This is a genomic window from Bradyrhizobium sp. 25ACV (genome assembly GCF_054863005.1).
Genome location: NZ_JAVAYO010000003.1, coordinates 486,405 through 508,752 on the forward strand (window position 1 = coordinate 486,405; position 22,348 = coordinate 508,752).

General features: G+C 63.9%; 22 protein-coding genes and 1 pseudogene. 5 read left to right on the forward strand and 18 right to left on the reverse strand.

Features of this window, described 5'->3' with window-relative positions:
* Nucleotides 1-18: 18 nt before the first annotated feature.
* The 5 genes from RAD04_RS09440 to RAD04_RS09460 are packed head-to-tail and all read right to left on the reverse strand — an operon-like array spanning nt 19 to nt 4,943.
* The gene (locus RAD04_RS09440) at nt 19-1,155 is read right to left on the reverse strand and encodes an NAD(P)/FAD-dependent oxidoreductase (protein ID WP_461623538.1); all 1,137 of its coding nucleotides are present in this window, start codon (nt 1,153-1,155) and stop codon (nt 19-21) included.
* An 8-nt stretch (nt 1,156-1,163) separates the two neighbouring features.
* Entirely contained in the window at nt 1,164-1,973 is an 810-nt protein-coding gene (locus RAD04_RS09445; RefSeq protein ID WP_018317729.1) for an ABC transporter permease, read from the reverse strand.
* Nucleotides 1,970-2,845, reverse strand: coding sequence for an ABC transporter permease (locus tag RAD04_RS09450; protein WP_461623539.1), 876 nt, complete (start codon nt 2,843-2,845; stop codon nt 1,970-1,972). Before RAD04_RS09450 ends, RAD04_RS09445 begins: the two co-directional genes overlap by 4 nt.
* Nucleotides 2,842-3,882 carry an ABC transporter ATP-binding protein gene (locus RAD04_RS09455; protein ID WP_461623540.1) on the reverse strand — a complete coding sequence of 347 codons (1,041 nt, stop codon included), beginning with the start codon at nt 3,880-3,882 and terminating at the stop codon, nt 2,842-2,844. The genes RAD04_RS09450 and RAD04_RS09455 overlap by 4 nt, the downstream gene beginning before the upstream one ends.
* Nucleotides 3,883-3,908: 26 nt before the next feature.
* Nucleotides 3,909-4,943, reverse strand: a complete 1,035-nt coding sequence (locus tag RAD04_RS09460; protein WP_461623541.1) for an ABC transporter substrate-binding protein — start codon at nt 4,941-4,943, stop codon at nt 3,909-3,911.
* Between the two features lie 272 nt (nt 4,944-5,215).
* Between RAD04_RS09460 and RAD04_RS09465 the strand changes: the two genes are divergently transcribed.
* On the forward strand, nt 5,216-6,115 hold the full coding sequence (locus RAD04_RS09465) for a LysR substrate-binding domain-containing protein (RefSeq protein WP_461623542.1): 900 nt from the start codon (nt 5,216-5,218) through the stop codon (nt 6,113-6,115).
* 245 nt (nt 6,116-6,360) lie between these two features.
* Here the strand turns inward: RAD04_RS09465 and RAD04_RS09470 are convergent, their stop codons facing one another.
* From RAD04_RS09470 to RAD04_RS09510, 9 genes and pseudogenes are all read right to left on the reverse strand, one after another.
* Complete coding sequence (locus RAD04_RS09470) at nt 6,361-7,734, reverse strand: amidohydrolase family protein (protein ID WP_461623543.1); 1,374 nt, start codon at nt 7,732-7,734, stop codon at nt 6,361-6,363.
* Complete coding sequence (locus tag RAD04_RS09475) at nt 7,731-9,314, reverse strand: ABC transporter substrate-binding protein (protein WP_461623544.1); 1,584 nt, start codon at nt 9,312-9,314, stop codon at nt 7,731-7,733. Before RAD04_RS09475 ends, RAD04_RS09470 begins: the two co-directional genes overlap by 4 nt.
* A gap of 225 nt (nt 9,315-9,539) precedes the next feature.
* Nucleotides 9,540-10,190, reverse strand: coding sequence for an aspartate/glutamate racemase family protein (locus RAD04_RS09480; RefSeq protein ID WP_461623545.1), 651 nt, complete (start codon nt 10,188-10,190; stop codon nt 9,540-9,542).
* An 8-nt stretch (nt 10,191-10,198) separates the two neighbouring features.
* Entirely contained in the window at nt 10,199-11,083 is an 885-nt protein-coding gene (locus tag RAD04_RS09485) for a polysaccharide deacetylase family protein (RefSeq protein WP_461623546.1), read from the reverse strand.
* Nucleotides 11,070-11,885 carry an ABC transporter substrate-binding protein gene (locus tag RAD04_RS09490; protein ID WP_461623547.1) on the reverse strand — a complete coding sequence of 272 codons (816 nt, stop codon included), beginning with the start codon at nt 11,883-11,885 and terminating at the stop codon, nt 11,070-11,072. Before RAD04_RS09490 ends, RAD04_RS09485 begins: the two co-directional genes overlap by 14 nt.
* Nucleotides 11,886-11,899: 14 nt before the next feature.
* Nucleotides 11,900-12,664 (reverse strand): amino acid ABC transporter ATP-binding protein, encoded by a 765-nt coding sequence (locus RAD04_RS09495; RefSeq protein ID WP_461623548.1) that lies wholly within the window; start codon nt 12,662-12,664, stop codon nt 11,900-11,902.
* Nucleotides 12,661-13,523, reverse strand: a pseudogene (locus RAD04_RS09500) (amino acid ABC transporter permease). Before RAD04_RS09500 ends, RAD04_RS09495 begins: the two are co-directional and overlap by 4 nt.
* The gene (locus tag RAD04_RS09505; RefSeq protein WP_461623549.1) at nt 13,520-14,347 is read right to left on the reverse strand and encodes an ABC transporter substrate-binding protein; all 828 of its coding nucleotides are present in this window, start codon (nt 14,345-14,347) and stop codon (nt 13,520-13,522) included. The pseudogene RAD04_RS09500 and the gene RAD04_RS09505 overlap by 4 nt, the downstream one beginning before the upstream one ends.
* A gap of 40 nt (nt 14,348-14,387) precedes the next feature.
* Entirely contained in the window at nt 14,388-15,344 is a 957-nt protein-coding gene (locus RAD04_RS09510) for an N-carbamoyl-D-amino-acid hydrolase (protein WP_461623550.1), read from the reverse strand.
* 151 nt (nt 15,345-15,495) lie between these two features.
* On the opposite strand from RAD04_RS09510, the gene RAD04_RS09515 reads away from it, so the two are divergent.
* Together RAD04_RS09515 and RAD04_RS09520 are read left to right on the forward strand one after the other, a co-directional pair.
* The gene (locus RAD04_RS09515) at nt 15,496-16,422 is read left to right on the forward strand and encodes a LysR family transcriptional regulator (RefSeq protein ID WP_461623551.1); all 927 of its coding nucleotides are present in this window, start codon (nt 15,496-15,498) and stop codon (nt 16,420-16,422) included.
* A gap of 24 nt (nt 16,423-16,446) precedes the next feature.
* Nucleotides 16,447-17,151 carry a type 1 glutamine amidotransferase gene (locus tag RAD04_RS09520; RefSeq protein WP_461623552.1) on the forward strand — a complete coding sequence of 235 codons (705 nt, stop codon included), beginning with the start codon at nt 16,447-16,449 and terminating at the stop codon, nt 17,149-17,151.
* Nucleotides 17,152-17,312: 161 nt separating this feature from the next.
* Here RAD04_RS09520 and RAD04_RS09525 read toward each other — a convergent pair whose 3' ends face one another.
* From RAD04_RS09525 to RAD04_RS09535, 3 genes are all read right to left on the reverse strand, one after another.
* Nucleotides 17,313-17,780 (reverse strand): nuclear transport factor 2 family protein, encoded by a 468-nt coding sequence (locus tag RAD04_RS09525; RefSeq protein ID WP_461623553.1) that lies wholly within the window; start codon nt 17,778-17,780, stop codon nt 17,313-17,315.
* Nucleotides 17,781-17,873: 93 nt separating this feature from the next.
* Nucleotides 17,874-18,287: a YbgC/FadM family acyl-CoA thioesterase gene (locus tag RAD04_RS09530; protein WP_461623671.1), complete on the reverse strand. Its 414-nt coding sequence runs from the start codon at nt 18,285-18,287 to the stop codon at nt 17,874-17,876.
* 47 nt (nt 18,288-18,334) lie between these two features.
* Nucleotides 18,335-18,775 carry a YbgC/FadM family acyl-CoA thioesterase gene (locus RAD04_RS09535; RefSeq protein ID WP_461623554.1) on the reverse strand — a complete coding sequence of 147 codons (441 nt, stop codon included), beginning with the start codon at nt 18,773-18,775 and terminating at the stop codon, nt 18,335-18,337.
* A 567-nt stretch (nt 18,776-19,342) separates the two neighbouring features.
* On the opposite strand from RAD04_RS09535, the gene RAD04_RS09540 reads away from it, so the two are divergent.
* A complete protein-coding gene (locus RAD04_RS09540; RefSeq protein ID WP_461623555.1) occupies nt 19,343-20,602 on the forward strand; it encodes a glycosyltransferase in 1,260 nt (419 codons plus the stop codon).
* 200 nt (nt 20,603-20,802) lie between these two features.
* Here the strand turns inward: RAD04_RS09540 and RAD04_RS09545 are convergent, their stop codons facing one another.
* Nucleotides 20,803-21,123, reverse strand: a complete 321-nt coding sequence (locus RAD04_RS09545; protein ID WP_461623556.1) for a hypothetical protein — start codon at nt 21,121-21,123, stop codon at nt 20,803-20,805.
* 61 nt (nt 21,124-21,184) lie between these two features.
* Here RAD04_RS09545 and RAD04_RS09550 point away from each other — a divergent pair, with 61 nt between their 5' ends.
* Nucleotides 21,185-22,045, forward strand: a complete 861-nt coding sequence (locus RAD04_RS09550; RefSeq protein WP_270162887.1) for an alpha/beta fold hydrolase — start codon at nt 21,185-21,187, stop codon at nt 22,043-22,045.
* The last annotated feature ends 303 nt before the right edge of the window (nt 22,046-22,348 follow it).

Sequence of the window (22,348 nt, forward strand, 5' to 3'; positions counted from 1 at the left end):
GGGATGCCTCGTGGCTCCTTAAAATTCTCTAGTGTTCGCAGCGCCTGCCTCGCCGAACCTGCTGGCGGAGAACGCACCGACCAGCTCCGGCTCGAGCGCGCCAGCCGCGACCATGCGCGCGATCTCGAAGGCGTGGTTGGAGGCCAGCGTCACGCCGGAATGGCAGCAGGCGACGAACGCGCCGGGATGCGTCTTCGACTGGTCGTAGATCGGAAAGCCGTCCTGCGGCATGACGCGGATGCCGGCCCAGCTCCTGACCACATTGAGCCGCGACAGATGCGGGAACATGCGCTGGGCGCGATCGGTCATCACGGCACTGATCGAATGCTTCAGCGCGCGATCATCGAGCTCGTCTTCCTTGCTGTCGCCGATCATCACCGTGCCTTCGTCGGTCTGACGGATCGTGGTGAGGGGATGCGGCAGGAACGGCATGGTGCGCTCAGTCACCACGATCTGGCCGCGGGTCGGGCCCATCGGCGCGTAGAGGCCGACCATCGGCGCCAGCGTCTGATTGGTATTGCCGGCGGCAAGCACGATCTTGGCCGCGCGCAGCTCGCCCTTCGGCGTGGTCAGGCGGAATTCGCCGCCGCTCTTGCTGATCGCGGAGACCGGTCGCTCCGGAAAATAATCGATGCCGAACGCCTTGAAGCCGGTGTGGAAGGCGCGGAACGTGCGCAGCGAATTGACGTGGCCGTCGAGCGGGCAATAGCTGCCGCCGGAAACCTCCGGTCCGATCAGCGGCAGCGACTTCTTCACCTCGGATGCGGAGAGCATCTCCATCTTGTAGTCGGCAGCACCGGCCTGATTGTGCATGCGCTTGACCAGCTCGGTACGCTGGCCGAACTCGTCCTCGCCGAGCGTGAGGTGGAAGCCGCCATTCTGCTGGAGCGAGACATCGAGGCCGGTCTGTTGCTTCAGCTCGGAAGCAAGCCGGCCCCAAGCCTGCGACGCCTGCACCGTCCACACCGTATAGGCGGGCATGCCGAGCCCCTTGCTCTGGACCCAGACCAGCGCAAAGTTCGCACGCGAGGCGCGCTTGGTGATGTCGCCTTCGTCGAGCACGGCAACGGACTTGCCAAGCCGGCCGAGGCCCCAGGCAATCGCGGAGCCGAGCAACCCGCCGCCGACGACGGCGACGTCGTAATCCGTTCGCATAAGTTCTCCTATCGCCCCGTATCGCCGCCCTTGCCGGCGAGCACGCGGTCGAGCCCGTAGAAGCGGTCGAGCAGAATGAGGGCGGTCATGGTAACAGCGATCACGCAGGCCGAGACCGACGTCACCAGCGGATCGATGTTGTCCTGGATATAAAGGAACATGCGCACCGGCAGCGTCTCGGTGCCGGGTGCTGCAAGGAAGACGGTCATGGTGAGATCGTCGAAGGACTGGATGAAAGCGAGCGCCCAGCCGCTGATGACGCCGGGCAGGATCAACGGCAAGGTCACGCGGCGAAACAGCGTCCAACCGCCGGCGCCGAGCGAGACCGCCGCTATCTCGACGGTGCGGTCCATGCCTGTCGCGGCCGCAAGCGTCAGCCGCAGCGCGAACGGAAACACGATAATCACATGCGCGATGATCAGCGCGGCAAAACTGCCGCCGAGGCCGGCCGAGGTGAAGAAGCGCAAGAAGGCGATGCCGAGCACGACATGCGGGATCATCAGCGGCGAAAGGAACAGCGCGGCCAGCGCATCACGGCCGCGGAATCGATAGCGCGCGATCGCCAGTGCCGCCGGCACCGCGAACAGGAGCGCCACGAAGGATGACAGCGCGCCGAGGCCGAGGCTGACCCAGAAGGCATGGATGAACTCGGGATAGTTCGCGATCGTCCTGAACCAGCGCAGCGAAAAGCCGTTGGTCGGCAGCGACAGGAAGCCCTCGGGCGTGAACGCGACGAGACAGACCACCAGGATCGGCGCCACCATGACGATGACGAAGAAGGTATGGAAGATCAGCGCCAGCGGGCCGTTCCGTCTCATCGGAACACCTCCGCGTAGCGCCGCTCGATCAGCGCATTGCTGCCGACGACGATCAGCACCAGCGCGACCAGTAGCAGCGTCGCGACCGCCGCGCCTAGCGGCCAGTTCAACGTGTTGAGGAACTCGTCATAGGCGAGCGTCGCTGCGACCTTGAGCCGGCGGCCGCCGATGATCGCAGGCGTCGCAAACGCGCTGGCCGAGAGCGAAAACACGATGATCGCACCCGACAGCACGCCCGGCATGATCTGCGGCATGATGATGCGGCGAATGATGGTCGCGGGGCCGGCGCCCAGCGACATCGCGGCATTCTCGATCTGCGGATCGAGCCGCTGCAGCGCAGCCCACACCGACAGCACCATGAACGGCATCATCACATGGGCGAGCGCGATGATCATGCCCGTCTCGGTAAACATGAAGGGAATGGGGGAACGCATCACCCCGAGCGACATCAAGAGCTTGTTGACGAGGCCGTTGTTACCGCCAAACAGCAGCGCCCAGCCAAGCGTGCGAGCCACCACGGAGATCAGGAGCGGCCCGAGGATGACGAGCAGGAAGAAGCTTTTCCAACGCCCGCTCATGCGATTGAGGATGTAGGCTTCTGGCGCACCGAGCAGCGCGGTGAGCAGCGTGGTCAGGATCGCGATGCGAAAGGTGCGCCAGAACATCTCGGCGTAATAGGGATCGGTCGCGATCTCGTGCCAGTTCTTGAGGATGAAGACCGGCTCGATGCCCTTGTACTGGCCCCAATCGTGGAACGACAGCATCACCGTCATCGCCAGCGGAATCAGCAGCACGCCGACGAACAGCATCAGGGCAGGCGCCGTCAGCGCCCAGGGCGCACGCGCGCTGCGCTCCTCGGCGGCCGCGCTCATGCGACGGCCCTCGCGCGCACGCTCATGTCCTCGGCTCGCCAGGTCAGGCGAACCGTCTCGCCCTCGGCCGGCTGCGCCTTGCCGTCATTCTGGCGGATCACGATCGCCGGGCCGCATTCGCTGTCGCACTGGAACAGCCAGTGATTGCCCTGGAAGATGCGCGTGACGATTTTTGCGCTGAGGCCGGCATCGCCGAAGCCGATTCTTTCAGGGCGAATGCTGACAGTGACGGCGCCGCTGAAGCCCGCCGGAGCCGGCGCGCTCCAGGAGCCCGCCGTCACCCGCGCTGGCGTGGCGGACCAATCGACCGCCGCGGCAAAATCGTTGGTCTTGCCCAGGAACTGCGAGACGAAGGCCGAGGCCGGCTTCTCGTAGGTCTCCTGCGGCGTCCCGATCTGCTCGATCTTGCCCTGGCTCATCACCACGATGCGATCGGACAGCGACATCGCCTCGTTCTGGTCATGGGTGACGAGGATCGTGGTGGTGCCGATGGTGCGCTGGATCTGGCGCAGCTCGATCTGCATCTCCTCGCGCAGTTTTGCGTCGAGATTGGACAGCGGCTCGTCGAGCAGCAGCACGCTCGGCTTGATCACCAGCGCGCGGGCGAGTGCCACGCGCTGCTGCTGGCCGCCGGACATGCGGCGGGGATGGCGGTCCTCAAAGCCGGCAAGGCCGACCATCGCGAGCGCGGCACGAACGCGCTCGGCTCGTTCAGCGCGCGCCACGTTGCGCATCTCGAGACCGAAGGCGACATTCTCCGCCGCCGTCATGTGCGGAAACAGCGCGTAGCTCTGGAACACGATACCGAGCCCGCGCTTGGCCGGATGGATCGCGGTCAGGTCCTTGCCCTCGAGGCGGATGGCGCCGCGGGTGGGATCGAGGAAGCCCGCGATCATCTGCAGGGTCGTGGTCTTGCCGCAGCCGGAGGGGCCGAGGAAGGAGATGAACTCCCCCTTCCCCACCGACAGACTGAAGTCGTCGACCACAGTCTGCGCCCCGAATTGCTTGGCGACCCGATCGAGCTCGAGATAGGCCATACGCTGTCTCCGCTGCGACGATCAGATCAACGCTCGACCTCGCGATTCCAGCGCTTGGTCCACTCCTCGCGCTTCTCGTTGATGACGGTCCAGTCCGGATTATAGAGCTTGGCCGCACGCTCGCCGATCGGCGCCATCTTGCCGAGCTCCGGCGGGATCACCAGCGACTTCAGCACCGGGCCGTAGCCGTAATCCTTCAGCATCACGAGCTGGATCTTGGGGTCGAGCAGCATCTTGACGAAGCTTGATGCCAGCGGCGAAGCGTTGGGCTTGGTGATCGGACAGGCCGTGGTCAGCAGAGTCGCAGCGCCTTCCTTCGGATAGACGAAGTCGACGGGGAAGCCGGTGTTGGCGAAGCTCTGCACGCGACCGGTGCCCCACACTGCGATCACGGCCTGGCCCGACTGGAACAGCTCGGTCATCTTGCCCGGCGACGGCTCGTAAGCGAGCACGTTCGGATTGATCTGTTCCTTGAAGATCTTGAAGCCGGAATCGACATTGGTTTCGCCGCCGCCGTTCATCTTCGACAGCATCACCAGGGCTTCGAGACCGTAGGTGTTGTTGATCGGCGGGATCACCAGCTGTTTTGCGTATTTCGTGTCCTTCAGGTCATTCCACGAGGTCGGCGGCGCCCAGCCTTTCTCCTTGAACACCTTGGTGTTGTACATCAGCCCTGTCGCGACGATGCCGATCGCAACCGCACGATCGTCCTTGAAGCGCGCGGTGTCGTAGAGATCGGCGGGCAGGCCATCGAGCTTGCCGCAAAAGCCGAGCTGGATCGCCTGGTACATCGGGCCGTCATCGACGATGGCGACGTCGATCTGCTGGTTGCCCTTCTGCGCCTGGAGTTTTGCCAGCGTGTCGGTGGAGTTGCCGGCGACGTATTCGACCTTGACACCGTTCTCCTTCTCGAAGGCCGGTATCACCTCGTCGCGGATCGTCTTCTCGAACGAGCCGCCATAGCCGGCGACGTAGAGCGTCTTTTGCTGGGCCGAAGCGACTGAGGGGGCGGCAATGAGCGCTGCGATGCTGACCGCGGTCAGAAGGCGAAAAGTCTTCATGTGGACCGATCTCCATACCGGAATGAGGTGACGTGCCGACGAGTCTCGCTGGCTGAAGCCTCTTCCGCATTTCCTTCCGCGCAATCCCGTCTCCAAGCAGGCTCCGGCGCCCATTCGGCGGGTTTTGGCGCGATCTGGAGGCTTGAACCCCTCCAATCTGCCGAAAAAGCGGGCTGTCTCCAGTCCTGATGAAAAAGATCGCAACCTATACTTCCATCGTCCAATGAATAATGGCAACCTCTGTATGCCTAAATGTTATGGATGGGTTTGGAATGGCGCGGATCAATTCGCGGCAGGTGGAGGCCTTCCGCGCGATGATGTTGACCGGCAGCGTCACCGAGGCCGCGAAGCTGATGGTGGTGACGCAGCCTGCTGTCAGCCGGTTGCTGCGCGACCTTCAGGCGCTGTTGAAGATGGAGCTGTTCGAGCGGCGCGGCACCGGCCTCGTGCCGACCGCCGCGGCAATGGCGCTCTACACCGAGGTCGAACGGTCCTTCGTCGGTCTCGAACGCATCACGGCTGCGGCCGAAGAAATCCGTGGCCGCCGCACCGGCTCGCTGCGCATCGCCGCGCTGCCGGCGCTGGCGAACGGCTATCTGCCCCGACTTGCCGGGCATTTCCTGATGGAACGGCCCAACCTCAACCTGGCCTTCTTCGGCGTGATCTCGCCGATCGTGGTCGACTGGGTCTTGAACAATCAATGCGACATCGGCTTTGCCGAGGTGCCGATTGCCCATTCCGGCCTGCCGAGCCTGCGGCTGCCGGCGCTGGCACGCGTCGCAGTCGTGCCGACCGGACATCGCCTCGCGGAGAAGGAAGTGCTGGAGCCGCGCGATTTCGAGGGCGAGACGTTCATCTCGCTGTCGGCGGGATCGTCGAGCCGGCACCTCGTCGACCAGGTCTTTCACCGCAGCGACGTCCGCCGCGTGCTCAGGGTCGAGACCACGCTGTCGGAAATCATGTGCGGGATGGTGTCATCAGGGCTCGGCGTCTCGATCTGCGATCCCTTCACCGCACAGGAATTTGCGACGCGCGGCGTCGTCGTGCGGCGCTTCCTGCCGCGCATCGACTTCGAATTCTCGGCCGTCTTCCCGGCGCAGCGCAGTCCGTCGCCGGTGGCGCTGGATCTGGTGGAGACCATGCGCAAGAAATTGATGGAGTTCGAGGGCTAGGGCATGGGTCGGAACGATGCAGCCACAGACTCGCTGGCAACCTCTCCCGCTTGCGGGGGAGGCGTAGGCCGCCTATGGCGGCCGTCTCTTAGGAGACGCCGAGGCGAAGCCTCGGCTTTGGCGAAGCGCCGGGTGGGGGCTCTCTCCGCATCGGGAGTGTCCCCGCATGGAGAGAGCCCCCACCCCGGCCCTCCCCCGCAAGCGGGAGAGGGAGCGCACCTTTTTTGTGGCTCTGGAAGCGGCCGTCAGCCGTTGAACGCCGCCTGCGCTTCCGGCAGATCCCAGATCTTGCCGATCGCGGCGCTGCCTGCTGCGGTGATCGTGGCCTCGTCGGCGCCGAGATAGCGGCCGGCATCGATCAGCACGCGGCCATCGACGACGACCTGATCGATACTGGCGCGGTTGGCGAGCGCGATCAGCGCGCGGCGGGGATCGAACAGCGGCTGGAGATGCGGATGGGTGAGATCGACGACGGTGAGATCGGCGGTCGCGCCCGGCTCGATCCGGCCGAGATCGGGCCGCTTGATGACGTCGGCGGCGACAGTCGTGTTCGCTTCGATCAACTCGGGCGAATTGGCGACATCGGCGCGCTGCGATGTGATCTTGGAGATCAGTGACGCCGCATTGAGCTCACCGAGCAGATCCATGTTGTAGCCGTCGGTGCCGACCACGGTGCGCACGCCATGCTCGGCGAATCGGCTGAAGGCCGCGGTGACGCCGGCGCGCGCGAACACGCGCGGGCAGTTCAGAACGGTCATGCCGCGCGCGGCCATCAGCTTGAGATCGTCGTCGCTGCTGAACATGCAATGCGCGGCCATCAGGTCGGGCGCGAGCAGGCCGAGCCAGTCCAGATACTCCGCCGGCGTGCGGCCGCCATAACGCTTGCCGATGGTCTCGACCTCGGCGCGGCTCTGCGCCATATGAGTCGTGATGGGCACGCCGAGCTCGCGCGCCCGCGCGGCGCAAGCTTTCAGGAGATCGGGGCCGCAGGTGTCGGTGGCGTGCGGGCTCATGGCGAGGCCGATGCGGCCGTCGCCCCGATTGTTCCAGCGCTGGTAGAGCGCATCCCACGTCGCCATGTCGGCTGCACCGTCATCGCCGGAATAACGCACCACGCCGTCGGGGCCGGCCTTGGCGTCGGACGTCGAGAACAGATAGGGCGCGCCATAAAAGCGAATGCCCATCTCCTCGGCGGCGTCGAACATTTCAGGGATCGAATTGCGGAACGGCTCCATCACCGTGGTAGCACCACCCTTGAGAAGCTGGAGGATGCCGAGCCGTGCCACCGCCATGCGTTCTTCCGCCGACAGCAGATCGGCGCCGCGCTTGGTCAGCGGCAGCAGCACCGTGTAGACGATGCTCTGGTTGTTCTTGCGGCCGTTGCCGTCCTCGGTATGGCTGCGCGCCACCGCCTCGCTGAAGCAGTGATTGTGCAGGTTGAGCAGGCCCGGCAGCACGAAGCGGCCGGGCCGATCGTAAACCTGATCTGCACGCGGCTTATCGCGCGTGACAGCGGCAATCTTCTTGCCCTCGACCAGGACCCAATGATCGCGCAGCACGTCTTGCGCGCCGTCCTTCCGTGACAGCACAAAGCTGCCGAAGATTGCTGTGGTGCTCATGCGGGGCGTACGTTCCAGAAGACGGCGGTGCCGTCGAGAATGCCGGTGATGGCCTTGCGATAGGCGGTCGGCTGCTTGTACAGGCCGATCGGGATGTAGGGAATCTCCTCGAACGCGACCGCCTGGACCTGGCGGCAGATACGCTGCTGCTCGGCGAGCTCGGACGCGGCCAGCCACTGGCTGCGTAAGGCCCCCATCTTCTCGCTCGCATACCAGCCGGCGACCTTGCCCTCGCCGCGGATGTTGGTGTTGGCGGCCGGGTTGAGCCAGTCGATGCCCTGCCAGTTGCCGACCGCCGCGCTCCAGCCGCCCTGCCCGATTGGATCCTTCTTGAGCTGGCGCTGCAACACGACGGCGAAGTCGAGCCCGGCATATTCGACGTTCATGCCGGCCTTGCGCAAGCTATCGACCGCGATCTCGCCAAGCGGCTTCTGCGCCAGCGAATTGGTGGGCACGAGCACCACGATCTTCTCGCCATTATAGCCGGCCGCCTTCAGGTCGGCCTTGACCTTGGCGTAGTCGCGGGGCCCGCGGAACACATCGAGCCCGACCTCGCTCGCCATCGGCGTGCCGGGGGCAAAGTAGCCGATCGGCGAGACCTGGAAAGCGGGATCGACACCGGCGACCGCCGTCATGAACGCGGATTGGTCGATTGCACCGAGCAGCGCGCGGCGGATGGCGGGATTGTCGAACGGCGGCTGCAGTTGATTGAGCCGCAGCATGCAGGCATAACCTCTGGGATCGAGGATGCGCGCCTCGATGTCACCGGCGGCCTTGATCACCGGCAACAGATCGTGCGGCGTGGTCTCCTGCCAGTCCTGCTCGCCGGTCTGCAGCGCGGCGACGCCGGTGCCGGCATCGGGCGTGGTGGTCCAGACCACGCGGTCGTAGTGCACGATCTTCGGGCCCGCGGTCCAATCCGGCTTGCCGTCGGTGCGCGGCTGGTAGCGCTCGAACTTGGCATAGGCATTGCGCGCCCCCTGCACGCGCTCGTCGGCGAGGTAGCGGAATGGGCCGCTGCCGATGACTTCGGTCAGCGGCTTGAACGGATCCTGGCTCGCCAGCCGCTCCGGCATCATGAAGCAGGCATTGATCGCGGCCTTGCCGATCGCCTGCGGCAGCAGCGGGAACGGACGCTTGAGACGGAAGCGGATGGTGCGGTCGTCGGCGGCTGACAGCTCGTCGGTCGCCTCCATCAGCTCTCCGCCAAAGCCGTCGCGCGCGGCCCAGCGGCGGATGCTCGCCACGCAGTCGCGCGCGAGCACGCGCTCGCCATCGTGCCAGAACAGGCCGTCGCGCAAGCTGAGATCCCATTGCAGCCCGTCGCCGGAAATGACGTGACCCGACAGCATCTGCGGCGAGACCTGGAGCGAGGCACTCATGCCATAGAGCGTGTCGTAGACCATGAAGCCGTGGTTCCGCGACACCTGCGCGGTCGAGTAGATGGGGTCGACGAAGGCGAGATCGATGACGGGGATGAAGCGCAGCGTGGACTGGGATTCGGCGCGCACGATGCCCGGCAGCGACAGCGCCGGGACTGCTGCGGCAGCCTTGAGGAGCGAACGGCGGGAGAGAGACATTACGAGAGGCTCCTAAGTGTAGTCATAGGCTGCCGCAACGGCAGTTTGCTCCCTCTCCCGCTCGCGGGGGAGGGCTGGGGTGGGGGTGTCTCCGCAAGCGAGGACCCCCAAGAGGAAGAGCCCCCCGCCGCGCTTCGCGCGTCGACCTCCCCCGCAAGCGCGAGAGGTTGCAGGGAGCGCGTAGCCTGAGCTGTGTCAGAAAAACGGGGCTTCATCATTTGTGCTTCACGTGTTCAACAAGACCGCGCCGATCGCGGCTGCGACTGCCTGCTGCGCCGGCTCGACCACCGGCACGCCTATCGCCTCCGCAATTGCCGCACGATGCGAGGCCATGCCGGCGCAGCCCATCACCACGACGTCGGCGCGGCATTGCGTGACCAGCGCGCGGCCGGCGTCGATCAGTCGGCCGCGGATATCGGCAGCTGCGGTCTCGGCTGCGCTCGCGCCGACCGACCAGCTTCCGGCATAGCGGCCGTCGACGCCCACCACCCGCACCATCCGTTGCTGGCGCCGGATGCTCGACGGCGACAGCGCGATGATGCCGAAACGTTCGCCGAGCATCAGCGCGCGAAAAATGCCGCACTCGGCGATGCCCATCACAGGACGGCCACCGGCCGCCTCGCGCACCGCATGCAGGCCGGGATCGCTGAAGCAAGCGAGCACGAAGGCGTCGGCCTTGTCGCGCGAGACTCGGTTCACCAACGGCATGACGACGCTATCGGCATCGCGCTGCGAGCTGATGCCCGGCGGCCCCTCGGCAAGACCGACCACTTCGATGTCAGGCCCGCCGGCGATCCGCAGCGGCGCGACCGCGTCGTCAATCGCCGCCGTTACCGAAGCCGAGGAGTTCGGGTTGATGACGAGGATACGGGTCATGGCGCTCCCTAGCGGTTACCGGCCTCGTGGCACAAAAAGTTCTCCGCGATCTTCTCGCCGGTCGTGATCCAGACATCCGGACAGGATTTTGCGTAGGTCAGGAACTCGCGCAGCAGCCGCAGCCGCATCGGGCGGCCGCTGCACTGCGGATGCAGCACCGTCGTCACCATCGCGCCCCAGTCGCGGACCTCATCCAGCTCGTCCTTCCAGATCGAGAGCACGTGCTCCTTGGGGAAGATCGAGCGCGGGCTGAAGCGGGCGGAGAGGCCGTGCATCCAGTCGTCATAGCTCGCGGTGACCGGCAGCTCGATCGTGCCGGGCTTGCCGTCGGCGAGACGGTGGCGATACGGTCGCACATCGTCGCGGAACGAGGAGGTATAGACGATGCCGTGACGCACCAGCGCGACGCGCAGCTCCTCGGTGAACTCGCCATAGGGCGCGCGATAGCCGGTTGGCCTGACACCGAGCCGACGCTTCAGCGCTTCGAAGCCGCGCTCCAGCTCCTCCTCGATCCAGGGATCTCCGGGATCGGGCAGGAGATGATGATAGCCGTGATGTCCGATCTCGTGACCGGCCTTGAGGATGGACTCGGCCATCGCGGGATGCGCATCGACCGACCATCCCGTGACGAAGAAAGTCGCCTTGAGATCGAGCTGGTCGAGCAGTTCCAGCAGTTTTGGCGTGCCAACGCGCGCTTCATAACCGCCATAGCTCATGGTGATGAGCCGCTGGGCGTGCACTGCGTCCTTGCTGGTCCACGCGCTCTCGGCGTCCACGTCGAACGACAGGAACATCGCCGACTTGTGCGGCTTCGGCCAGGGATAGTCCGGCGCGGGATCTGCGGTGTTGGCCGGGACGAGCGGGATGCTCTGGAGTGCTTTACTGTCCAGCATTGATGGTCGCCTTCTCGAGTGCGTTGTCCGTCAGTTTCCACTTGGCAAGCAGCGTGCGATAGGTGCCGTCCGCGATCAGCGCGTCGACCGCCTCCAGCATCGCCTGCTGCAGTGCCTTTTCCTTGACCGGCAGCGCAATGCCGGTGAATTGCTGTGCGATCGGCTCGCCCACACTTGCATAGGTGCCGGGCTCGAGGTCCATGATGTAAGGCAGCGTCTCGTTGCCCTGGGCGGCGGCATCGATGCGGCCCTGCCTGAGCTGGGTGCGGGCGTCAGCCGAGCCGTCGGTGCCGATGAACTGAATCGGACTGCTGCCGCAATTCTTTTCGCTCCACGCCGCGATCTGCGCCGCGAACATGGTGCGGCGACTGGCGCCGACCTTCTTGCCGCAGAGCGATGCGGCGTCCTTGAACTCCGCCTTGCGCGACTGCTGCACGAAGAACTGCGGACCGCTGCGCAAATAGTCGACGAAGGACGCGATCTCGTGCCGGCTGGCATAGTCGGTGAAGCCGGACAGGATGGCGTCCACCCGCCCCGTCGAAATCGACGGCATGAACTCGGCAAAGCTGGTCTCGGTCCATTCGATCTTGACGCCAAGCTTGCGGCCGATGGCTTCGCCGAGATCGATGTCGAAGCCGGACAGCGCGTTGGTGGCGGGATCGCGGAACTCCATCGGCGGATAGTTCGGCACCAGTGCCACCTTGATGCTGCCCCGCTTGGCGATCTCTGCGGGCAGATCGATGGCCATCACCGACGCGTTCGTGACGCCGAGGAACGCCGCCGCAACCAAAAATCTCTTCATCAACACGCTCCCATTCAGATCACAGCCGAAAGAAATGCCCTGGTGCGCTCCTCGCGCGGGGCGCCCAACACGTCCGATGCACGGCCCTGTTCGACGATCGCGCCCTGGTCCATGTAGACGACGCGGTCGGCGACCTCGCGCGCGAAGCCGAGCTCGTGCGTCACCACCATCATGGTCATGCCGCTCCGCGCCAGCTCCTTCATGACCGCGAGCACCTCGCCGACAAGCTCGGGATCGAGCGCGCTGGTCGGTTCATCAAAGAGCATCAGCATCGGCTTCATCGCCAGCGCGCGGGCGATGGCGACGCGCTGCTGCTGGCCGCCGGAGAGCTGGGCGGGATACGAGTCCGCCTTCGCGGACAATCCGACACGGCGCAGAAGCTCGAGCGCTTCAGCGCGCACCTCATCGGGTTTGCGTCCCTGCACCTGGACCGGGCCTTCGGTGATGTTCTCCAGCGCCGTCTTGTGCGGAAACAGATTGAAGCGCTGGAACACCATGCCGGTCTTCAGCCGCTGCCGTCCGATCTCACGTTCGCTGAGCCGATGCAGCCGCCCGCCCTGCTCGCGCACCCCTAATAGCTCGCCGTCGAGCCAGATGCCGCCGGCATCGATCGTGGCCAGCTGGTTGATGCAGCGGAGCAGCGTGGTCTTGCCGGAGCCGGAGGCGCCGATCAGGCAGATCACCTCGCCGGGCCAGACGTCGAGCGAGACGCTTCTGAGAGCCTGGAACTCGCCAAAGTTCTTGGCGACGGAGCGGATCGCGACGAGGGGCCTTGTCATCGCGCGAGCCGCAATGTGCCGCGCGCAAAACGGCGTTCGAGCAGCATCTGGAGCGGGGTCAGAATCGAGACCACGAGTAGGTACCAGAGCCCGGCGACGATCAAGAGCTCGATCACGCGGGAATTGGCGTAGTAGATGTTTTCGGCGTTGTGCAGCAGTTCCGGATACTGGATCACACTCGCGAGCGAGGTCGCCTTCACCATGCCGATGAACTCGTTGCCGAGCGGCGGGATCACCACCCGCATCGCCTGCGGCAGCACGATCCGGCGCAGCGCGCGCAGCCGTCCCATGCCGATCGCCTGCGCCGCCTCATACTGCCCGATGTCGACCGACAACATGCCGGCACGCATCACCTCGGACGTATAGGCGCCCTGGTTGATGCCGAGCCCGAGCAGAGCGGCCAGGAACGGCGTCATGACGTCGACGGCGCGCGCGCTCCACAAGCCGGGAATGCCGATGGTCGGGAATACAAGCGCGAGGTTGAACCACAAGAGCAGTTGCAGGATCAGCGGCGTGCCGCGGAACAGCCAGGTGTAGCCGGCGGCGACCGTCTTCAGCACCGGATTGGGCGACAGCCGCATGATCGCGACGACGATGCCCAGGACAATGCCGAGCGCCATCGCCAGCACCGCCATCACTATGGTGTTGACGCGACAATGCCTTCGAGAATGACTTTTGCGGTCAGGAAGCGGCTGACATAGGACCATTCGATCTGCCCGTTCGCAAACGCGCGCGCAATGGCCGCGAGCACCAGAATGATCAGCGCGGCGCTGAGCCAGCGAAACCAGTGCGGCTCGCGCGCGATGCTCATCCCCGACAGATCAGGGAAACCTTCCGCGAGTGCCGGCGCCGGCTTCATTGCGGCGCCGCGTTCAGCATGGGCTGGGTGACCGCGTTCGCACCCAAGCCCCATTTATCGAGCACAGCCTTGTAGGCGCCGTCGGCGATCATGGCGGTGAGTTTCTCGGTCACGACCTCGCGCAAGACCACATCGTCCTTGCGAAACATGATGCCTTGGTAGCCTTTGGCGAAGGGCTCGCCGACGACGCGGTATTTGCCGGGCTCCTGCGTTTGCGCGTAAGGCAGCGTCTCGCTGCCCTGCACGGCGGCGTCGATGCGGCCTTGCTTGAGCTGGTTGCGGACGTCGATCGAGTTCTCGCCGGGGACATACTGGATGGCAGGCTTGCCGGCCAGCTCGCAGTTCTGCTTGCTCCACTTCTCGATCTCGACCGGGAAGCTGGTGCTGCGGGTGGTGCCGACTTTCTTGCCGCAGAGATCGGTCGCGTCCTTGGCTCCATTGTCCGCCATGACGAAGAATTGCGGACCGGTCTGGAGGTAATCGACGAAATCGGCAGTCTCGCGCCGCGAGGCGCGGTCCGAGATGCCGGAGATGATGAAATCGGCGCGCCTGGTCTGGAGCGAGGGGATCAGCTCGGCGAACGGCGTCTCGCTCCAGACGATCTTGAGGCCGCCAAGCCGCTTGGCGAGCTCATTCGCCAGATCGATGTCGAGCCCGACGAGCTCATTGGTCGCGGGGTCGCGATATTCCATCGGCGCGTAGGTGGAGTTGACCGTGAGCTTCAGCGCGCCCGCCTGCTTGATCTCCGCCGGAAGCTCGGCCGCCTGTGCCGACGTCGCGGCAGCCAGGGTTGCAAGGGCGAGGAAATGCGAAAGGCGTCTCATGTCAGCTCCTTTGGCTGGCGCCGCGACCGGTCGTTTGAAATCAATCCGCATCGAGAACGGCCGGCTCGATGACGCCGGCACGTTCAGTGATCACCCTGTATTGCTCCGGCCGCCGGTGGGCGGCGAAGTTGAACATCTTGTCCTTGCCCTGGCGGCAGAGATCGAGATCGATGTCGGCGAGGATCACCTCGTCAGCGAGCGTCTGTGCCTGCGCGACGATGCGCCCATTGGGATCGACGATGCAGGAGCCGCCGATCAGCCCGGAGCCGTCCTCCTCGCCCGCCTTCGCCACCGAGATCGCCCAGGTCGCGTTCATGTAGGCGTTGGCCTGCGTCACCAATGTCGAGTGAAAGGTGCGCAGGGCGCCGTCTTCGGTGGTGCCGCCATTGGGATCGTAAGCCGCCGAATTGTAGCCGATGCAGACGAGCTCGACGCCCTGCAGGCCGAGCACGCGCCAGGATTCCGGCCAGCGCCGATCGTTGCAGATCATCATGCCCATGATGGCGTGGGCCCAGGCCGAGCCGGCGCGGAAGGCGGGGAAGCCGAGATCGCCATATTCGAAATAGCGTTTCTCGAGTTGCTGGTAGCGTGCGCCCGGCCGCGGCTCCACCGAACCCGGCAAGTGAACCTTGCGATAGCGGCCCAAAATCTCGCCGTCGCGATCGACCAGGATGGCGCAATTGTAGCGGCGGCCGTCCGCGGTCTGCTCGGCATAACCGACATAGAAGCCGACGCGCAGTGCCCGCGCACGGTCGAACAGTTTTGCCACCGCAGGGTTCGGCATTCCGCGCTCGAAATAACGGTCGAGCGCCTCACCCTCGAGCAGCCAGCGCGGGAAGAAGGTGGTGAAGGCAAGCTCGGGGAACACCACGAGGCTCGCGCCGCGGCCGGCCGCCTCCTCCAGCAGCGCTAGCATCCGCGACAGCGTATGCTCGCGCGTATCGGCTTTTTGCGTCGGCCCCATTTGAGCTGCGGCGGCGCGAAGGACACGAACCAAGATTGCCTCCAATCTGTGCGCAGTGCTGCCTCAATGGGCGAATGAACCCTTTGATGCGACGTGCAAATCCGCCGCCATTACGGGCGAGCGGGGCTGCAAAATCAATTCGTTCTGCTATGATGTTTTGGCCCTGAGTATAATCGGCAGTGATATGAACCTGCGTCAGCTCGAGATCCTGCGTGCCGTCATCCGCCACCGCACCACGGTCGCGGCGGCGGACGAGCTGGCCCTCTCGCAACCCGCGGTCAGCAATGCGCTAAAGACGATGGAGGCGCAGGCGGGCTTCGCGTTGTTCGAGCGTGTCAACAACCGGCTGTTTCCAACCGCGGAAGCGATGGCGCTGTATAAGGAGAGCGAGGCGATCTTCGCGCTGCACGCAAAACTCGAGAACCGCGTGCGCGATCTGCGCGAGAACCGCTCCGGGCATCTTGCCATCGTGGCGACGCCGCCGCTGGCCTACAGCATCATTCCCTCCGCGCTCTCAGGATTCCTGCGGCGCCGCCCGGAGACGCGCGTGTTCTTCGACGTGCGCCGCTACGAGGGCATCATCGAAGGCGTGCTCAGCCGCGTCGCCGAGCTCGGCTTCGCGCTCGGGCTGACGCATCATCCCGGCATCGCGCACGAGGTGGTGCATACCGGCGAGATGGTGTGCGTGCTGCCGTCGCAGCACCCTCTGGCCGACAGGTCCGTGATCTCGGCTTCGGATCTGTCCGGCCTGCCTTTCATCGGGCTCGAACGCGGCACGCGGCTGGGTGAAGCCGTGCGCGACAGTTTTGCCCGCGCTGGCGCACCGTTCCAGCCCACCGTCGAGGTGCGCTACTGCAACACGGCCTGCGTGTTAGCTGCCGCCGGCGTCGGCGCCGCCGTGGTCGATCCCTACTCGCCGCGGCAGAACGACGGCAGCGGCCTCGTCGTCCGCCCGTTCACGCCGACGACGCACGCGGTCGCCTATATGCTATGGTCGGAGGCCGAGCCGCTGTCGCGCCTGGCCAAGGCCTTTCTCAACGAGGTCCGCAAGGAAAGTGCACTGCTGGAGCGCACAGCGTCACACCAGCAAAATCGGGCAGAAAGCGACTGAGCTTCGCAAACTTCTTGGGGGCACATGGCACGCATCACCATCATCGAGACCGGGCAGGTCCCGCAAAAATATCGGGAGCAGCACGGCTCGTTTCCGGACATGTTCGAACGCATGGTCCGCACCGAGGACCCGACGGCTATGCTGGACGTCGTCAGCATCCCGAATGGCGACGTGCTTCCCGATCCGGGCAAGCTCGAGGCCGTGCTGATCACCGGCGCGGCGGCCGGCGTCTATGACGGGCTCGACTGGATCGCGCCGCTGGAGGATTTCGTCCGCACCGCTTACGCCAACAAGACGCCGATGGTCGGCATCTGCTTCGGCCATCAGCTGATCGCGCAGGCGCTCGGCGGCACCGTGCGCAAATCCGAGAAGGGCTGGGGCATCGGCCGGCACGTCTATCAGGTGCTGCCCGAGAATGGCGTCGTCGAGGGCGAAGCGGTCGCCATCGCCGCCTCACATCAGGACCAGGTGATCGAGCCACCCAACGACGCGCTCACGATCCTATCGTCGGAGTTCACCCCGCATGCCGGCCTGCTCTACGCGAATGGCACCACGCTGACCGTGCAGCCGCACCCGGAGTTCGACGTGGCGTTTGCGCAAGTGTGCTGCGATCTGCGCGACGGCAAGGCACCGGATGACGTGGTGACGACGGCGCGCGCATCGCTGGCCGAGCCGATGGACAATGCGAAGCTCGGTGGGGCAATTACGCGGTTTCTGGCGAAGCGCTGATTTCACCTCGCCCCGCTTGCGGGGAGAGGTCGGATTGCATCGAAGATGCAATCCGGGTGAGGGGGACTCTCCGCGAGTCCAACTGTCACCGAATTTACTCAGACAGCCCCTCACCCCGACCCTCTCCCCGTAAGAACGGGGAGAGGGAGAAGAAGTGCACATCAGAACGGATCCGTTCCCAATCCCGGCACATCCGCGGGCCGCGGCCCGGGGGCAGTCCAGTGAAACCGGCGGTCCTTCTCCGCAATGGCGATGTCGTTGATCGACGCCTCGCGGCGCTTCATCAGCCCGTGCTCGTCGAACTCCCACTGCTCGTTGCCGTAGGAGCGATACCACTGGCCGCTCGCGTCGTGCCATTCGTACTGGAAGCGCACGGCGATGCGGTTCTCGTCGAAGGCCCAGAGGTCCTTGATCAGGCGATAGTCCTGCTCCTTCTCCCATTTGCGGGTGAGGAACGCGACAATGGCCTCGCGGCCCTGCAAGACCTCGGAGCGATTGCGCCAGCGGCTGTCCTCGGTATAGGCGAGCGAGACGCGCACCGGGTCGCGTGAATTCCAGGCGTCCTCGGCCATGCGGGCCTTCTGCGCGGCGGTCTCTCGGGTGAAGGGCGGAAGCGGCGGGCGCGACATGATGGCCTCATCGGTTGGTCAGGGCCGCAATCTATCCCCGCAAATTGTGGAGTCGATAGGCCATCACAAATCGGGCGATCACTTATCGGGCGATCACGAAATCAGATCGGCCTTCATCAATGCGCGGATCGATTTCGGGATCGGCTGCGCGCGGCCGCCGCTGATGAAGGCGACGCGCACCTCGGCTTTGACCAGCACGTCTTCTCCGCGCCGCACCTCCTGCGCCAGCATGATGGAGGCGCCCTTCACCGCGACAGGCCAGGTCACGACATCGAGCACGTCATCCATCCGCGCGGGCTTGAGGAAATCCAGATGCATCGAGCGCACCACGAAGGCGAAGCCCGCGCCTTCCGTCTCCACCTGATCGAACAGCGCCTGCTGCTCGGCGCCCATCAGCCGGAGGTGATTGGTGCGGCCGCGCTCCATGTAGCGCAGATAATTGGCGTGATAGACGATGCCGGAGAACTCTGGTTTGACGATATCGCAACAGGATATTAACTGGTTGATTCCGTTGGGGCGCTGGAGGGCGACAGCGTGAACAAGCGTAGATTTTTCTACGCCCCTTCCATGGCGAGCCGCAGCCCCCTCGGCATACGTTGCGCCTTTCCGCCTGAGATAAAGGCGACGCGCACGCGGGCCGTGACTAAAAGATCGTTTCCACGCCTGCATTCCTGCAGCAGGATAATCGACGCGCCCCTCACGTCTTCTGGAACCGTGACAACCTCAAGCAGGTCATCCAAGATTGCCGGCTTTAGAAAGTCGATACTCATTGAACGGACAACGAAGGCAAAGCCCGGCACATCTCTCCGCGCTTCTTTCAGGAGCTCCTGCTGATTCATTCCGAGCAAACGCAAGTAATTTGTTCTGCCGCGTTCCATGAAGCGCAAAAAATTGGCGTGATAAACAATCTGGCCGGAGTCAGTGTCTTCGAAATAAACGCGGACGCGCATTTGATGACGACCGTCGCGAATTTCGCCATCAAGAGAGCCTGTCACAGGAAGATTCCTCCTATCGCACTTTGGGAGCATGCACCTCGCTCGCGGCAGAAATCGAATGAGGTACTGCGAGTCAACAAAAACAGCTTGAATCTCACGTTGCGTTAGGTTGTAGGCTTGAAAGATGTTGACAAAAGCCACACCCCCGCAGGCGCGTCGATTGCTCATTGGCAACTCATATTTGAGTGCCACGCCACGTGAGCTCTGAGAGATACATGTCTTCGAACGCATGAAGCGCGGGCATCTTCGTGACGCTTTCAGTCAGCGTGCTTTTCGAGAGCCGCGCCACTTCGCTTGATGGCAGGCCGAAACAGATCGGAGTCAAGGCAGATCGAAGATCTCACAAAGCCAAGGGGGCTCGTAGTGGTGCGCCGTGGCGGTCAATCAGTCCGTGGAAGCGCTTGGGGCGGCCGGCCGCCCGTAACGCGGGGTCACCTATGTGGGTGAGGCGTGCGCCGCACTGGGTGGTCGCGTGGCACGTTGCGGCCCTCTTAGGTCCGCGCACGCGCGCAGCTGATCTTAGCAAGTGGCGACAGCGCCGCCTTTTGAAGAAGGAGTTGAACTTCTGTGAAGTCTTACCGTTTTCTCCTCGCCTCGTGGGGCACGTTGGGAAACCTCAGTCCGCTGCTCACCGCGGCCCGGCGGTTGCGCGGGCATGGTCACCATGTTCGGATCATTGCGGACCCCGCCATGCGTGCAGAAGTCGACGCCGCCGATTTCGAGTTCGTGTCATGGCGAAGCGCCCCAATCGGGGAGGCTGCGGATCCAACAGATGTCTCGAACCTGCGAGATCGGATGCGCAGGGTCGTCTTTGAGCCTTGCTCTGCTTACGCGACAGATATTTGGGACGAAATTGGCCGCTTACCAGCGGATGCCGTCCTTAGCCTCGATTTTCTGTTCGGAGCGGCACTTGGGGCGGAAGCGTCCGGCGTACCTTTCGCGTTTCTTTCGCCTCACGTCAGCCTTCGGATCCTGCCGGGAATGCCGCCGGCTACGTCCGGATTGGGCCAGCCGAAAACGCCAGAGGAGCACGCCGAGGTGGCAGCAGCGTGTGCCGCTCTCGATGGCGCGATGAATGCGTCTCTTCCTATCCTCAATCGGGCCCGCGTTGATTGCGGACTTCCCGTTCTTCCTGACGTTATGGATCTGTTCGACCGGGCTGACCGAGTTCTGCTCGCGACCAGTCGGGCCTTTGACTTCGAAGCCACCTCTCTTCCGGACAACTTTCGCTATATTGGACCGTTGCTCGATGTGCCGAATTGGTCCAAGTCGTGGCAGGCTCCATGGCCCGGGCAGCCTGATCGTTCTCGCGCGCTGATCGCCTGTAGCACGGGTGCGCAGAACCAGCGCGATCTGTTCCAGCGCGTCATCGACGCCGTCGGAAAGGTTGACATCGACGCTGTGTTTACAACAGGTCCGAGTCTGGACGTGGCCGACTTTCGAGCTCCGCAGAACGTGCATTTGGTGCGCGGTGCTCCCCATGACTCCATCATGAGGGACGTTTCCATGGTCATATCACAAGGCGGCCACGGCACCGTCTCCCGTTCACTGATCAACGCTTTGCCGCAACTCATTCTGCCAATGGCGCGAGACCAGTTGGCCAACGCTGCGCGGGTCGAGGCGAAGGGGGTTGGACTTCGATTGGGGCCGACGGCTTCTGAACCGGATATTGCGGCAGCCATAAACCGACTGATCACGGAACCGCAATTCAAAGTCGCGGCCCGGAGGCTTGGCGAGGCTATTAAAGCCGATATCGATACATCTGGCCTTGTCAACGAGATGGAGCTTCTCGCCGCTGTCGGACGTCAGCGACGTAGCCACTCATGAATTTGGGTCCCGTCTGCGTGGGCAACATCCTTTGCAATGCAGCGGCTATTGGATCCATGTTTGCTTATTTCACCGGCTCATCCCTGTTCTTCATCGATGCTCTGTGTCTCAAGCCGTATGAATATGGTGTGATCTTCGGAGCAAGTTCGCTGTCGGTCATGGCCGGCGCTCGGGGCAGCAGGAAACTCAGCGGTTGGGGGCTATCGCCCGCGCAAGTGATTAAGGCGGAGCTCGCACTCTCGACTATCCTGGCCACATCTCTGCTCCTGATGGGAGGCAAATCGGCTGTTGTCGTGGTGTTGGTGATGGTCGGTGTCGCATTGTGGCTTGATCTCGCCGTATGCCACGAAGGAGGCACTGCGGCGGATACCGGAAATCGCGGGGTCCATCAGTGCCGCAAGAACTTTCGTGCAAATGATCGGCGCCGCTTCGCCCAGCGCAATCGACGGGCATTCCGTATTTTCGATGGCGGTAGTGTTGTTTGCTTTCTGCTTGTTGTCGGTTGCCGCTTGCGTGGGCATCGTTCTTCCGGCCGAAGGCTGAGCCAAAGTCCACGGAAGGCAAGTCCAGTTCAGGAGGAAAGTGACCGTGATCTCTTATCACAAGTTGAGGCCCATTCTGTTGAGCCGCGACGGTGTACGTTTGGCACATGTTGAGGCCGGACCTGTAGCCGCGCAAGTCCCTCCGCTGATCCTTGTCAATGGCTGGACAGGTGACCACGGCATCTTCACGCCCCAGATCGCCCACTTCTCTCAAAGCCGTCGCGTGGTGGCCGTCAATCTTCGCGGTCACGGCTCCAGCGATGCACCCCAGCAAGACTATACCATGGCAGGATTTGCGGACGACATCGCCTGGCAATGCGCTCAACTGGAACTGCACAAGCCGGTTGTGATTGGCCACAGCATGGGAGGCCGGATCGCGCTCGAACTGTGCGGCCGCTATCCGGATCTGGCCTCAGGCATGGTGATGATCGATACGATTATCATGCCGCCCCCGATCTTGCGCGAATCTCCCGGAGTCCGAGCGCTTCTGGAGGGTATCGGCGGGCCCGACTATCTGGTGGTCTTAAAGGCGAACGCATGGGAACTTGGCTGCGATTTCGAGGATCCTGCCCGACGAAAGATGATCTACGAAACCTATGTACTTCCGCCTTGCGAGAGAACGCCACAGCATGTGGCTCATTCAATGATGCGGAACGCTATCCTGAACTATGATCCGGTCCCGGCTGCAGAGGCCTGCTGGATCCCCATGGCTTATATTTCGGCCGATGTTCCGCTGGTGAATATGGCGCGCGATCTCGATCGGCTCCAGGAGATCTGTCCACAGCTGGTCATAGCGAAGACGATGCTCGCCGGACATTACAACACGATCGAGGTTGCAGATCAGGTCAATGCCATGCTCGATCGCTTCCTAACCGTCGGCCTCCACCGGTGCAGAGACTGACGCGGAAGCCTTGAGCAGATCCGGCCATGTGAAGCGGTCTTGCCTGGCAACGGAATGACGATCCGGTCCGGTAGATGCGGTGCCCGAGACGCAAAGTTGGCGTCATACAAGTTCAAGCCGCGCCATCGAAGTTGATGTGAAGTCGAAGCCCCGGAGGTAGAGCCTGGATGTCGATGTCGCAACAGAAGTCCAACGGGTTGCTTTCATTGGGTCGCTGGACGGCTAGGCGTGAATGAGGAGCAGATTTATCTATGCCCTTGCATAGCAAGGCCGCAGCGCCTTCGGGATCACGGTGCACGCAAG